At 72.2% G+C, this 13,322-nt stretch carries 11 protein-coding genes; 3 read left to right on the forward strand and 8 right to left on the reverse strand.

Translation table 11 applies throughout. The features are described from left to right. Positions 1-78 precede the first annotated feature (78 nt). Both ACIRPU_RS26810 and ACIRPU_RS26815 read left to right on the forward strand, forming a co-directional pair. Positions 79-1,290: a TOMM precursor leader peptide-binding protein gene (locus ACIRPU_RS26810; RefSeq protein WP_403871689.1), complete on the forward strand. Its 1,212-nt coding sequence runs from the start codon at positions 79-81 to the stop codon at positions 1,288-1,290. Beyond that, complete coding sequence (locus tag ACIRPU_RS26815; RefSeq protein ID WP_403871691.1) at positions 1,283-2,662, forward strand: ABC1 kinase family protein; 1,380 nt, start codon at positions 1,283-1,285, stop codon at positions 2,660-2,662. Before ACIRPU_RS26810 ends, ACIRPU_RS26815 begins: the two co-directional genes overlap by 8 nt. Positions 2,663-2,696: 34 nt before the next feature. Here the strand turns inward: ACIRPU_RS26815 and ACIRPU_RS26820 are convergent, their stop codons facing one another. The 5 genes from ACIRPU_RS26820 to ACIRPU_RS26840 form a co-directional block, all read right to left on the reverse strand. Beyond that, positions 2,697-2,909 (reverse strand): hypothetical protein, encoded by a 213-nt coding sequence (locus ACIRPU_RS26820; RefSeq protein ID WP_403871693.1) that lies wholly within the window; start codon positions 2,907-2,909, stop codon positions 2,697-2,699. Between the two features lie 137 nt (positions 2,910-3,046). Further along, the gene (locus ACIRPU_RS26825; RefSeq protein WP_355703982.1) at positions 3,047-3,370 is read right to left on the reverse strand and encodes a hypothetical protein; all 324 of its coding nucleotides are present in this window, start codon (positions 3,368-3,370) and stop codon (positions 3,047-3,049) included. After that, entirely contained in the window at positions 3,367-3,735 is a 369-nt protein-coding gene (locus ACIRPU_RS26830) for a WhiB family transcriptional regulator (protein ID WP_384125478.1), read from the reverse strand. Before ACIRPU_RS26830 ends, ACIRPU_RS26825 begins: the two co-directional genes overlap by 4 nt. 177 nt (positions 3,736-3,912) lie before the next feature. Continuing rightward, complete coding sequence (locus tag ACIRPU_RS26835; protein WP_403871695.1) at positions 3,913-4,230, reverse strand: hypothetical protein; 318 nt, start codon at positions 4,228-4,230, stop codon at positions 3,913-3,915. Positions 4,231-4,418: 188 nt separating this feature from the next. Further along, positions 4,419-6,743, reverse strand: a complete 2,325-nt coding sequence (locus ACIRPU_RS26840; RefSeq protein ID WP_403871697.1) for an ATP-dependent DNA helicase UvrD2 — start codon at positions 6,741-6,743, stop codon at positions 4,419-4,421. Positions 6,744-6,844: 101 nt separating this feature from the next. On the opposite strand from ACIRPU_RS26840, the gene ACIRPU_RS26845 reads away from it, so the two are divergent. Then, positions 6,845-7,087 (forward strand): mycoredoxin, encoded by a 243-nt coding sequence (locus tag ACIRPU_RS26845; RefSeq protein WP_020130808.1) that lies wholly within the window; start codon positions 6,845-6,847, stop codon positions 7,085-7,087. A gap of 78 nt (positions 7,088-7,165) precedes the next feature. Here ACIRPU_RS26845 and nudC read toward each other — a convergent pair whose 3' ends face one another. From nudC to ACIRPU_RS26860, 3 genes are all read right to left on the reverse strand, one after another. Further along, a complete protein-coding gene (nudC, locus tag ACIRPU_RS26850; RefSeq protein ID WP_351761144.1) occupies positions 7,166-8,110 on the reverse strand; it encodes an NAD(+) diphosphatase in 945 nt (314 codons plus the stop codon). A 156-nt stretch (positions 8,111-8,266) separates the two neighbouring features. Further along, entirely contained in the window at positions 8,267-9,679 is a 1,413-nt protein-coding gene (locus tag ACIRPU_RS26855; protein WP_403871700.1) for a dipeptidase, read from the reverse strand. Between the two features lie 10 nt (positions 9,680-9,689). Beyond that, on the reverse strand, positions 9,690-13,283 hold the full coding sequence (locus ACIRPU_RS26860) for a UvrD-helicase domain-containing protein (protein ID WP_403871702.1): 3,594 nt from the start codon (positions 13,281-13,283) through the stop codon (positions 9,690-9,692). Positions 13,284-13,322: the final 39 nt, after the last annotated feature.

Consider the following 13,322-nt stretch of genomic DNA (forward strand, 5'->3'; position numbering starts at 1 on the left):
CGTCGGCGGAGCGGGGACACCCCCACGCCCCCGCTCCGCCGATGTGACGGGGAGTTTCCAGGCATACGGGGGCCTTTGATGCATCCGATGGTGAAGCCCGCGCTGCGGCGCGGCTGGCGTGACCTCAACACCGTGCAGTTCGGGATGACACCGGCGCACGCGCTGACGCTCGGCCCGGTGGACACGGCGACGGGCAGTTTTCTCGACCTGCTGGACGGCACCCGCGGACTGGCGCTGCTGCGGGAGGAGGGCCGCCGAATGGACCTGCCGGACGGTCATGTCGACCGGCTGGTGGAGCGGCTGGCGCGGGCCGGGCTGCTCGACGACGCACGCGGCGGCGGGCCGGAAGCCGCCGATCTGCGGGAGCGCAAAGAGGTCCTGGACCGGCTGCGGCCCGACCTCGCCGCGCTGTCCCTCCTCACCTCGGAACCGGGCGACGCGATCGAGCAGCTGACCGTCCGACGCCGGCTGCGGGTCCAGGTGCGGGGCGCGGGCCGGGTCGGGGCGGTGCTGGCGGCGCTGCTCTCGGGCGCGGGGGTCGGCGAGGTGGACGTGCGGGACGGCGGCCGGGTCGAGCCGGGGGACATCGCACCGGGCGGTCTGCTCGCCGAGGCGGTCGGCGAGCGCCGGGACGAGTCGGCCCGCCGCGCCGTACGCCGGGCCGCCCCGGGCCGCGCACCCCGCAGGAGCCCTCGGTCACCGGCCGGGACGGAGGCCCCGGGCTTCTCCCTGGTGATCATCGCCCCGCGGGACGACGTGTGCGTGCACGCGCCCGCCCCCTCGGCGGCGGAGCCTCTGATCGCCTCGGGCACGCCGCATCTCTACGCCGGGGTCGTGGAGGGGACGGGCATCGTCGGTCCGCTCGTGCTGCCGGGTGAAACGGGCTGCGCGGGCTGTCTGCATCAGGAGCGCACCGACCGGGACCCGGCCTGGCCGCGGCTGGTCGCCCAGTGGCACTCCGGGAGACGGCGCGCGGCACGCGCCTGCGACCTCACGCTGGCCACGACCGTCGCCGGGCTGGCGGCCGCCCACGCGCTCACCTTCCTCGACGGCCGGACCCCGTCGAGCGCCGGCGCCCGCTGGGAGGTCTCCACCCCCGCCCTCCAGTGGCACTCCCGACCGGTACGACCCCATTCCGCGTGCCCGTGCGGGGCCGCGGAGAAAGGTAAGCAGGAACACATCTCCGAGGAGCGGGTAACGCACGCGACAATGGCAAGGCAGCATTCGAAGGAGTTTCGCCGTACGACAGACGCGGCGCGGCTGGCCGGTACTTGGAGGGCGCATGTCTGATCTTCCCCGGAAGGCGGTCACCCGGACCGCCAAACTCGCCGCGCTCCCGCTCGGCTTCGCCGGGCGGGCGACCTGGGGTCTGGGTAAGCGGATCGTGGGCGAGTCCGCGGAGATCGTCAGCCGCGAGCTACAGCAGCGCACCGCCGAGCAGCTCTTCAAGGTGCTGGGCGAGTTGAAGGGGGGCGCGATGAAGTTCGGACAGGCCATGTCCGTCTTCGAGTCCGCCCTGCCCGAGGAGGTCGCCGGCCCCTACCGCGCGGCCCTCACCAAGCTGCAGGACGCGGCGCCGCCGATGCCCACCCGCACGATGCACGCGGTGCTCGCGGAGCGGCTCGGCGAGGACTGGCCCGAGCTGTTCCTGGAGTTCGACGACAAACCGGCCGCGGCGGCCTCGATCGGTCAGGTGCACCGAGCGGTGTGGCACGACGGCCGGGAGGTCGCGGTCAAGGTCCAATATCCCGGGGCCGGTGAGGCCCTGCTGTCCGACCTGAACCAACTCAGCCGCTTCGCCCGCCTGTTGGGCCCCCTCATCCCGGGCATGGACGTCAAGCCGCTGATCACCGAACTCCGGGACCGGGTCTCCGAGGAGCTCGACTACGCCCTGGAGGCCCAGGCCCAGCAGGCCCACGCGGAGGAGTTCGCCGACGATCCCGACGTGGTGATCCCGGCGGTGGTCCACCAGTGCGACCAGGTCCTGGTCACCGAGTGGATCGACGGCGTGCCCCTGTCCGAGGTGATCACCGACGGCACCCAGGAGCAACGCGACCGGGCAGGCCAGTTGCTGTCGCTGTTCCTCTTCTCCGGCCCGGCCCGCACCGGCCTGCTCCACGCCGACCCGCACCCCGGCAACTTCCGTCTGCTGCCCGGCGGACCGGACGGTGAGGACGACTGGCGCCTGGGCGTACTGGACTTCGGCACGGTGGACCGGCTCCCGGGCGGTTTGCCGGACCCGATCGGCGAGTCCCTGCGCATGACCCTCGACGGCGACGCAGAGGCGGTCTACGAACTCCTGCGCACGGAGGGCTTCGTCAAGGACTCCATCGAGCTGGATCCCGACGCGGTCCTCGACTACCTCCTGCCGATCATCGAACCGGCCCAGGTGGAGGAGTTCACGTTCAGCCGCGGCTGGATGCGCAGCCAGGCGGCCCGGATCGCCGACCCCCGCTCCCCCGCCCATCAGCTGGGCAAGCAGCTCAACCTGCCGCCGGCCTATCTGCTGATACACCGGGTGACGCTCAGCACGATCGGCGTGCTGTGCCAGCTCGGCGCGACGGTGCGGCTGCGTGAGGAACTGGAGAAGTGGCTGCCCGGTTTCCTCGCGGCGGACGTCCTGGAGGACTTCGAGGCGAAGGAGTCGATAGCGGAGGCGTGAGCCACTGGACCTCCTCCCCGGCCTGTGACGCGAATCACCACCACTCCGAGTCCAGTCGTCCTTCGATCGCCCGGAGGTTCTCGCGGGCGCAGGCCTCGCAGAAGTAGCGCCGGACGCCGTTCTCCACCGAACAGGTCCAGGCGACGGGCGGGGGCTCCTCGGCCCGGGCGCCGCAGCGGGCGCACACGAGGGGGCGGGGTTCCGTCGGGGAACCGCCCGGGTCACCGTCTCCGCGAGGACTCGTCATCTTCGGGACGGTAACGCCGCGTCGGTGGATCGCCCGCACAACGCACCGCGGGGGCCGGTCCGTTCGGACGGACCGGCCCCCGCGGGGAAGAGCTTCGCCTCCCCCGTTCGGGAGGCCACCGCTTCAGGTGTGCGTGGTTACTGCATCACGGCGATGGCGAGCGCCCGCCGAGCGCGCAGCGAAGCGCGCTCGGCCCGGCGCTGCATCCGGCGAGCGGTCGCCAGGCGCAGTGCCCGGCGTTCCCGCTCGGCCTCGTGCAGCCGGTCGTGCATATGCGCACGAGCCAGGGCTTCTGGGATGAGTTGCATCTCGCGTGTCCTGTTCTGACGCGAGTCGTACGCGCCGGTGGTGGTGAGGTCTTCGGTCGCGGAGCCTTCGGGCTCGCTGGGGAACGGCTTCATCGGGGCCTGCTTCTTGGGGTCTTGCGTGAGGGGGCGGTCGATCGTTCCTGCGGTGTTCATACCGAAACCGGGTTCTTGCGCGGGCGGCCACGCGGCCGCTTCCGGGCGACGACGACGCCCTGGACGAACAGCTCGCCACCCCAGACGCCCCAGGGCTCGCGCCGCTCCTTGGCGCCGGCGAGGCAGGCCTCCATCAGCGGGCAGGTGCGGCAGAGGGACTTGGCGTACTCGACGTCGGCCGGCGACTCGGCGAAGAAGACCTCCGGGTCGTAGGAACGGCAGGGGACGGGTACGCCGAGGTTCTCGATGGCGTCGTCGAGCGCGGTGAGCGCCGTGAGCGGGGTCAAGGTGGAGTCCTCCGTGAGGCCGGGCGGGGGGATCGTTTCGGAAGGCGGTACTGACGGGGCGTGCGCTTCGAGTTGCACGGATCGTCTTCCTCGTCTGTCGGTCCGGTCCTGTAGGACCGGGTGTCGGCTGGGTACCGGGTTCTTTTCTTGTCCCGAGGCCCCTTCACTCCGCTGTCCCCGTTGTTCGGGGCAAACAGAAGGGCCGCGGATCCCGGGTGGGTTCCGCGGCCCTGAAGGCGCCGGCCTGATCGACGATCAGGCTGGATCACTCCAGGGTTCTGGCCCACGGAAGGCCCACATCAGGTGGTGCTGCGTCGTCTGCTTCCGGTCTCCGGCACCGGCTGCCGTAAAGGCATAGGCGTGCGCCTGTGCCCCTACTGCTTCCAGTGCCTCGGTCGGTCGCTCATTGCGCTCTCGGCTGGGAAGACCCACGAGGACAACGGAGGAGGACGCCGACCGGTCGGCACGAATGCCGGACAGACCGGTGCCCAGGATCGAGGCGTCGAGGATGCACGTGGAGACGACCGAGGGATCGGTCAGTTTGGCGACAGAGCCGCTGTTGATGATGATCACTGGAATCGCCTCCTCTCGGCGTCTCGGGGGACCGGGGTGAATCCGGTCCGGCGGGTATGCAAGTACAGCACGGAATCAGGGCCTTCGAGAAGGCCGCCGTTCCCGTGTCTAAGAACCTATGGGGATTGCCGGGGCATGCGCAAACTATTTTTCCGACGAGTTCGGATCAGTTGCCCGGCCATCCGCCCTCAGTCCCCCTCCTCGTCCCCTCCGACGTCTTGGCCTGCGCAGATGGCCAGGACATCGGCTCCGTAGCGGTTGAGCTTGCGTACGCCGACCCCCGGGATCCGCGCGAGCTCGCCCTCCTCCTCGGGGACGGTCTCGGCGATCGCCATCAGGGTCTTGTCGGTGAAGACACAGAACGCCGGCTGTCCCGCCTGCGACGCCTGGACCGCTCGCCAGTCGCGCAGCCGTTCGTACAGCCCCTCGTCCATGTCGGACGGGCACTCCTCGCAGCGCATCAGTTTCATCTCGCCGGCGTCGGTCAGGGTGCGCCCGCAGACCCGGCAGCGGGCCGGGCTCCGCTGGGTCCGGCGCCGCTCGACGGGGGCGCCCGCCACCGCGGCACCGGTGAAGCCGCGCTCGATGCCTCCGCTGCCTCCGCCGCTGCCTCCGCGGCCGGCGGCTGCGCCCGAACCGGGACGCAGACCGTCGAGGAAGCGGCTGGGGCGGCGGCTCGGACGGCCGCCGGGTGAGCGGGAGAGCGCCCAGGAAACGTACAGGCGCTCGCGGGCCCGGGTGACTCCGACGTAGAGGAGGCGCCGCTCCTCCTCGATCTGCTCGTCGGTCTTGGCGTAGGTGATCGGCATCATGCCCTCGGCGACGCCGACCAGGAAGACGACGTCCCACTCCAGGCCCTTGGCCGAGTGCAGGGACGCCAGGGTGACGCCCTGGACGGTCGGGGCGTGCTGGGCGCTCGCCCGTTCGTCGAGCTCGGCGACCAGGTCGGCGAGGGTGGCGCCGGACTGCGCGGCGGCGAAGTCCTGCGCGAGGTGGACCAGCGCCGCCAGCGACTCCCAGCGTTCTCTGACGGCTCCGGAGCCGGCCGGGGGCTGCGGCGTCCAGCCCTCGCCCGAGAGGACGGCACGCACCTGGGAGGGCAGGTCGACGGTGTCCTCGAGGAGGGTGTCGTTGCCGCCGAAGCGGGCCGCGCCACGCAGGGCGACACCCGCCTTGCGGACCTCGGGACGGTCGAAGAAGCGCTCCGCGCCGCGCAGCTGGTACGGGATGCCGCGGTCGGCGAGGGCCTGCTCGTACGTCTCCGACTGGGCGTTGGTGCGGACCAGGACGGCGATCTCCGAGGCCGGGACACCGGCGTCGAGGAGCTCGCGGATCCGGCGGGCCGCGCCCTCGGCCTCGGCGGGCTCGTCGGGGTACTCGGCGTAGCCGGGCTCGGGGCCCGGGCCGCGTTGGGAGACGAGCTCCAGGCGGTGGTCCGCGGCGCGTCCCCGGGCCTGGGAGAGCAGACCGTTGGCGAGGTGGACGACCTGGGGGGTGGAGCGGTAGTCGCGGACCAGCTTGACGACGGTGGCGCCGGGGTGGCGGGTGCGGAAGTCGAGGAGGTGGTCGGGGGTGGCTCCGGTGAAGGAGTAGATCGTCTGGCTGGCGTCCCCGACCACGCACAGGTTGTCCCGCTCGCCGAGCCACAGCTCGAGCAGCCGCTGCTGGAGCGGGCTGACGTCCTGGTACTCGTCGACCACGAAGTGCTGGTACTGGGCGCGGACCTGTTCGGCGATGTCGTGCCGGTCCTGGAGGACGGCGACGGTCAGCAGCAGGACGTCCTCGAAGTCGATGACACCGCGCTGCCGCTTGAGGTCCTCGTAGGCCGCGTAGAGCTGGGCGATCTCGGCGGGGTCGCGGGGGATCGCGCGGCCCGCCTTCGCGGCGGCCAGGGCGTAGTCGGAGGGGACGGTCTGGGTGACCTTGGACCACTCGATCTCCGCGGTGGCGTCCCGCAGCTCGCCCCGGTCGAGACGGATGCGGCACGCGGCCGCCGCGTCGACGACGAGCTGGATCTTGCGGTCGACGAGCCGGGGCAGGGAGCCACCGATCGCTTTCGGCCAGAAGTACTGGAGCTGACGCAGGGCCGCGGAGTGGAAGGTACGGGCCTGGACGCCCTGGGCACCGAGCTGGCGCAGCCGGCCCCGCATCTCCCCGGCGGCACGGTTGGTGAAGGTGACGGCCAGCACACTGGACGGGTGCACGATGCCGGCGCGCACCCCGTAGGCGATGCGGTGGGTGATCGCCCGGGTCTTGCCCGTGCCCGCTCCTGCCAGCACGCACACCGGACCGTGCAGGGCGGTGGCCACCTCGCGCTGCTCGGGGTCGAGCCCTTCGAGCACCGCGTCGGCCGAGTCCGGTACCCGCGGGAAGAGGGGGGAGTGCGTTGCTGCTGTCACATGGCCATGCTGCCAGGTCGGCGGAGACGGACGAGCCGGTTGTCCACAGGTGGGCCCTCGCAGTCGTATTAATGCGGCGAGTGTCACGCTCGGAGGTCTGTGCCTCGCGGGCATGGCACCCGGCGGAATTGATGGCCGCGGGAATGGTGGCCCTTTCACGTATGTTCTCCCACTGCGACCACCTGCCCCCGACCCGCCTAAGGAGCACAAGAGACATGCTGGGCACTGTGACGATGTACAGCACCACGTGGTGCGGCTACTGCCAGCGGCTGAAGAAGCAGCTCGACCGCGAGGGCATCGGATACACCGAGATCAACATCGAGCAGGACCCGCAGTCCGCGGCGTTCGTGGAGAAGGCCAATGGCGGAAACCAGACGGTCCCGACCGTGCTGTTCCCGGACGGCTCCACGCTGACGAACCCGTCGCTGGCGCAGGTGAAGCAGAAGATCGGCGCGTAACCGCGCTCGGCGCCCCGGCCGTACGCGAGAAGGGCGGCCCCCCGATGGATCGGGGGGCCGCCCTTCTCGCGTCGTGGGTCAGACGAAGCTGCGGGTCGGCAGCGGCTTGCCGTACCAGAGCTCGATCAGACGGGCCGCGATGGAGATGCCGTAGGGGGGCAGCACCTCGCCGGACTCGAAGGAGGCGCCGAGTTCGTCGCGGGAGAACCAGCGGGCCTCGTGGATCTCGTCGCCGTCGACGTCGATGTCGGTGGACGTGGCACGGGCCATGAAGCCCAGCATGAGGCTGGACGGGAAGGGCCAGGGCTGGCTGGCGATGTAGTCGACCTGGCCGACGGTGACACCGACCTCCTCGAAGACCTCGCGGCGCACGGACTGCTCGATGGACTCCCCGGGCTCGACGAAGCCGGCGAGGGTCGAGAAGCGGCCCTCGGGCCAGTGGACCTGGCGACCGAGGAGGATGCGGTCCTCCTCGTCCGTGACGGCCATGATCACCGCGGGGTCGGTGCGCGGGTAGTGCTCGGCGCCGCAGGCGGGGCAGCGGCGGATGTGGCCGGCCGCGGCGATCACCGTGCGCTCGCCGCAGCGGGAGCAGAAGCGGTGCAGGCGCTGCCAGTTCTCCAGGGCCACCGCGTGGACCATCAGTCCCGTCTCGCGCGGCGACAGCAGCAGGCCCGCCTCGCGCAGACCGGCCGGGCGCGCGGACTGGTCGATACGGCCGGGCAGCGCGTCCTTCTGGAGGGCGAAGTAGCTGACACCGTCCTCGTCGGTCCCCAGGAAGTAGCGGTGCGCCTCGGTGAGGGGCGCCTCGAACGACGGGGTCATGACGAGCTCGGTGTGGCCTTCGGACGTCTCGTCGATGAGCACCTGGCCGCCGGAGACGACGAAACAACGCGTCGTGGGGTGGCTCCACGCCGCGGCGAGCCAGGCCTCGTCGAGCCGGTGGTGGGCAGCCCGGTCGACACCGCTCGGCGCGGTGAGCGAGATGGGTCGATCGGCGTTCTGGTCGGTCCAGGTGGTCACGGGTACTTCCAACTCCCCCGGTGGAACGGTTTGTTTCGGCGGGCGGTTCAGCGGGACGTACGGCAGACGACGACCGGTCTGGGTGCGGTGTCGCGGGGCGGAGCGGTCTTTCCAGTGTGCCCCGCGCGCGTGCCCCCTCCGGACCGTGCGGGCGCGTCAGGGCTCATGGCGCCAGCTCTCGGCCAGGTCGCCCCAGAGGTACGCGGTGGTCTCGACGCCCTTGAGGAGGAGGTCCAGCTCGACCTTCTCGTTCGGCGCGTGCCAGCCGTCCGAGGGGACGGAGATGCCCAGGAAGAGCACGGGGGCGCCGAGGACCTCCTGGAGGTCGGCGGCCGGTCCCGAGCCGCCCTCCCGGGTGAAGCGGACGGGCCCTTCGAAGGCGCGGCCCATGGCGCGGACGACGGACTGGAGGGCCGGGTGGTCCAACGGGGTCAGACACGGGCGCGTGGCCGGGCTGAACGTGATCTCGTGCCCGATCCCGGCGGGCAGTTGCGCGTCGACCCAGTCACGGACGGCCTTCTCCACCTGGTCGGGGTCCTGTCCGGCGACCAGCCGGAACGACAGCTTCACAAAGGCCGAGGACGGGATGATCGTCTTGCTGCCCGGGCCCTGGTAGCCGCCGCCGATGCCGTTGACCTCGGCCGTGGGGCGGGCCCAGACGCGCTCCAGGGTGGTGTGTCCGGCCTCGCCGTGGGTGGCGTGCGACCTGGCGGTGCGCAGCCACTGGTCCTCGTCGAACGGCAGCTCGGCGAAGAGCTCGCGCTCGCGGTCGGTGAGCTCGACGATGCCGTCGTAGAAGCCGGGCACGGCCACGCGCGCGTGCTCGTCGTGCAGGGCCGCGACAAGACGGGCGGCCGCGGTGGCCGGGTTGGGCACGGCACCGCCGAAGGAGCCCGAGTGGATGTCCTGGTCGGGGCCGAACAGCCGGATCTCGCACTCGGCGAGGCCGCGCATGCCGGTGCACACCGTGGGGGTGTCCTCGGACCACATCCCGGTGTCGGAGACGATCACGGCGTCCGCGGCGAGCCGTTCCGCCTGCTCCTCGACCAGCGCGCGGAAGTTCGGGGAGCTGGACTCCTCCTCGCCCTCGATCAGCAGCTTGAGGCCGACGGCCGGGGCCCGGCGGCCGGTGGCGGCGAGATGGGCGCGGACACCGAGGGTGTGGAAGAAGACCTGGCCCTTGTCGTCGGCCGCTCCCCGCGCGTACAGGCGGTTCCCGCGGACGACGGGCTCGAAGGGGTCGCTGTCCCAGCCGTCCTCACGGGCGGCGGGCTGCACGTCGTGATGGCCGTAGACCAGGACGGTGGGAGCCTGTGGATCACCGGAGGGCCACTCCGCGTAGACGGCCGGCGCGCCCGGCGTCTGCCAGACCTCGACGGTCGGGAAGCCGGTCTCCTTGAGCTTGGCCGCGAGCCAGTCCGCGCTGCGCCGTACGTCGGGTGCGTGGTCGGGCTGTGCCGACACCGACGGGATGCGCAGCCATTCGGCGAGGTCGTCGAGGAAGGCGGCGCGGTGCTGCTCGATGTACGTGCGGACGGCGCTGACGGCACTGTCAACGGTATGGCTCATGGTCACGAGCCTATCGGCCCGCAGCGACATCCTCGCCGGGCCCTTGCGCAGGGTTTACTTGCGCGGCCGGTCCGCCGGCGTCGTCCCCGGCACCGTCCTCCCCGGTCAACAGGCGCTCCAGCGCGGCACGATCGGGCAGACCCTCCGGTCGTACGACGTCGCCGCTGCGGACGTAGAGGAACGCCGCTGTGACGGATTCCACGGGCACACCCTGCTGCTCGGCCCACGCGAGCCGGTAGAGGGCGAGCTGGAGGGGGTCGGCGGTGTGGGCCCGGTGGGTCTTCCAGTCGACGATGTCGTAGGTGGCCGTGTCTCCGTCGCCCTCCTTGTAGACCGCGTCGATACGGCCCCGTACGACGCGGCCGGCGAGGGCGAGCTGGAAGGGGGCCTCGACGCGGTACGGCGTGCGGTGGGCGTACTCGGTGCTCTCGAAGGCTTCCTTGAGCGCTTCCAGGTCGCGCTCGTCGGCGATCTCGGCGTCGTCGCCGGGCAGCTCGTGCGGTTCCAGCAGGGGGAGCGTCAGCTCCTCGAAGCGGGCCTCCACCCAGGCGTGGAACCTGGTGCCCCGGCGCGCGGCCGGTTGCGGGGGGCGTGGCATGGGGCGCGCGAGTTCCTGCGCGAGGCCGTCCGGGTCGGCGGCCAGCCGCAGCACCTGCGAGGCGGTCAGGGTCGTGGGCAGGGCTACCTCCGTGACGCTCCGGCGGGCGCGCAGCAGCTCGCCGGCGAGCGCGTCGAGGTCACGGTCCCAGGAGGCGACGGCGCGGGACTCCTCGGGGGTGAGGGAGGGCCTGCGCGGGCGGGTCGCGGGAAGCTCGGGGGCCGTGGCCTGGTGGGGCACGGCGAGGCGGGCGCCCTCGAAGGGCGCGTCCCCGAACGGGTCGGACTCGCCGTAGGACGGCTCGTCGTGCTCGGGGCCGCCGTACCCCGGATCGCCGTACTCGGCGTCGTCGTACCGAGGCTCGTCGTACCGAGGGTCGTCGTACTCGGGCTCGTAGGCGAGCTCGTCCTCGTCCGGCGGCACGGGCCAGTCCGGGTCGTCGTAGGTGTCCGGGTCGTGAGTGGCGCCGGGGTGGCCGTCCTGCTGCGAGGCGAGGTCCTCCAGGTGGGCGAGGACGGTCTCGGCGGCGGCGCGGCGGCGGGCGAGGGAGTCGTCGTCCAGCGGGAGCGGCCAGACCTGGTCGGCCGTCGCCCGGTGCAGGACGGGGTTCTCCTCGTCCTCCGCCGGCTCGTCCGCCCAGACCTCGATCTCACCGTGCCCGGCGGCGCAGTGTCGGTACAGCGCCTGGAGGAAGTCGGACGGGCCGCGGGGCCTCTTCTGGGTGGGGCCCCACCAGTGGCCGGAGCCGAGGAGCAAGGAGCGGGGGCGGGTGAAGGCGACGTAGCCGAGACGGAGTTCCTCGGTGTGCTGGTGGTCCTTCATGGCCTCGTGGAAGGCCTTCATGCCCCGCGCGTCCCAGGAGGCGAGGTGGGGGAGGGTGTCGGCGTCGCCGCGCAGCTCGTGCGGCAGCACCTTGGCCTGGGCGGTCCACTTCTCGCGGCCCTGACCACTGGGGAAGGTTCCGGTGACCAGGCCGGGGACGACGACGACGTCCCACTCCAGGCCCTTGGACTTGTGCGCGGTGAGCACCTTGACGGTGTTCTCGCCGCCCGGGAGGGCGTTGTCGAGGCCCTTCTCGTACTGGGCGGCGGTGCGCAGGAAGCCGAGGAAGGCCAGCAGGCTCGCCTGGCTCTCGCTCGCGGCGAAGGAGGCGGCGATGTCGAGGAAGTTGGACAGGGTCTCGCGGCGACGGGCGGCCAGGGCCTGCGGGGACGCGGACAGTTCGACCTCCAGGCCGGTGACGGCGAGGACGCGGTGCAGCACGTCCATCAGGGGGTCGGCCAGGGAACGGCGCAGGTCGCGCAGTTCGGTGGCGAGTCGCGCGAACCGCACGCGCGCGTCCGGCGAGAAGGGCAGCCCGTCGTCGTGGCCGGACCTGCCACCGCCGTCGCCGTACAGGGGCGTCTCCAGGAAGGTGTCGAGGGCGTCCGCGAGCGATATCACCTCGGACGGGTCCACCCCCTCGACGGCCTCGGCGAGACGGCGGTTCGGGTCGTCGTCGCCGTCCCCGCGCGCGTGGGTGACGAGCAGCCGTGCCCTTCGGCCCAGGAGCGCGAGGTCGCGGGGGCCGATGCGCCAGCGCGGGCCGGTGAGCAGGCGGACCAGGGAGGCGTTGGCCCCGGGGTCCTGGAGGACCTCGCAGACGGCGACCAGGTCGGCGACCTCGGGCAGGTGCAGGAGACCGGAGAGGCCCACCACCTCGACGGGGACGTCCCGGGCGACCAGCGCGCCCTGGATCTCCGCGAAGTCGGTGGCCGTGCGGCACAGGACGGCGATCTCACCGGGTGCCGTGCCGGTGCGCACGAGGTGGGCGACGGAGTCGGCGATCCAGTCCATCTCCTCGGCGTGCGTGTCCAGCAGGGCGCAGCGCACCACTCCGTCGCGTTCCGCGCCGGGGGCCGGGCGCAGGGCCTCCACGCCCGCGTGCATGGCGCGCAGCGGCTCGGCGAGGCCGTTGGCGAGGTCCAGGAGACGGCCGCCGCTGCGGCGGTTCTCGCTGAGCGACTGGCGTCGCGCCCTGCTTCCGTCGGTGTGCGCGAAGTGCTCGGGGAAGTCGTCGAGGTTCGCCACGGAGGCGCCCCGCCAGCCGTAGATGGCCTGGCAGGGGTCGCCGACGGCGGTCACGGGGTGCCCGGTGCCGCCGCCGAACAGGCCGGCCAGGAGGATGCGCTGGGCCACCGACGTGTCCTGGTACTCGTCGAGGAGGACCACGCGGAACTCCTCGCGCAGGATCGGGCCCACTTCGGGAACCTGGGCGAGCCGGGCCGCCAGGGCGATCTGGTCGCCGAAGTCGAGCAGGTCGCGCTCGCGTTTGGCGGTCCGGTAGCGCAGCACCAGGTCGGCCAGTTCGCGCCGGGCGGCGGCCGTCTCGGGCACCTTGCGCAGGTCGGCGTTGGTGAGCCTGGCGCCTTCCAGGCCGCTCAGCAGCCCGGCGTCCCACGCGCGCAGGTCCTCGGGCCGGACGAGGTGTTCGGCGAGTTCGGCGTCGAGCGCGAGAAGGTCGCTGATCAGGTCGGCGAAGGAGCGGGTGAGGGACGGGTAGGGGCCGGGGGCCTCGCGCAGCACGCGCGCGGCGAGCTGGTAGCGGGTGGCGTCGGCGAGCAGGCGGGACGTCGGCTCCAGGCCGATGCGCAGACCGTGGTCGGTCAGCAGGCGGCCCGCGAAGGAGTGGTAGGTGGAGATCACCGGCTCGCCCGGCGGGTTGTCCGGGTCGATGACGTCGGGGTCGGTGACGCCCGCCTTGACCAGCGCCTTACGGACGCGCTCGGCGAGTTCTCCGGCGGCCTTGTTGGTGAAGGTCAGGCCGAGGACCTGGTCGGGGGCGACCTGGCCGGTGCCGACCAGCCACAGCACGCGCGCGGCCATCACGGTCGTCTTTCCCGACCCGGCTCCGGCCACGATCACCTGCGGGGCGGGCGGCGCGGTGATGCAGGCCGTCTGCTCCGGGGTGAAGGGGATCCCGAGGAGCTCCTTGAGCTGCTCGGGATCGCTGATACGGGCGGGCATGGGGAGAGGCTAGCGGCGGGCACTGACAGTCGATGACAA

The organism is Streptomyces sp. NPDC102259 (assembly GCF_044766465.1).
GTDB lineage: Bacteria > Actinomycetota > Actinomycetes > Streptomycetales > Streptomycetaceae > Streptomyces.

Excerpts from the sequence above, each read along its gene's own strand:
- ACIRPU_RS26810 (WP_403871689.1), top strand. The coding sequence starts at position 79 with ATGCATCCGATGGTGAAGCCCGCGCTGCGGCGCGGCTGGCGTGACCTC.
- ACIRPU_RS26815 (WP_403871691.1), top strand. The coding sequence starts at position 1,283 with ATGTCTGATCTTCCCCGGAAGGCGGTCACCCGGACCGCCAAACTCGCC.
- ACIRPU_RS26820 (WP_403871693.1), bottom strand. The coding sequence starts at position 2,909 with ATGACGAGTCCTCGCGGAGACGGTGACCCGGGCGGTTCCCCGACGGAA.
- ACIRPU_RS26825 (WP_355703982.1), bottom strand. The coding sequence starts at position 3,370 with ATGAACACCGCAGGAACGATCGACCGCCCCCTCACGCAAGACCCCAAG.
- ACIRPU_RS26840 (WP_403871697.1), bottom strand. The coding sequence starts at position 6,743 with ATGCCCGCGAGGCACAGACCTCCGAGCGTGACACTCGCCGCATTAATA.
- ACIRPU_RS26845 (WP_020130808.1), top strand. The coding sequence starts at position 6,845 with ATGCTGGGCACTGTGACGATGTACAGCACCACGTGGTGCGGCTACTGC.
- ACIRPU_RS26855 (WP_403871700.1), bottom strand. The coding sequence starts at position 9,679 with ATGAGCCATACCGTTGACAGTGCCGTCAGCGCCGTCCGCACGTACATC.
- ACIRPU_RS26860 (WP_403871702.1), bottom strand. The coding sequence starts at position 13,283 with ATGCCCGCCCGTATCAGCGATCCCGAGCAGCTCAAGGAGCTCCTCGGG.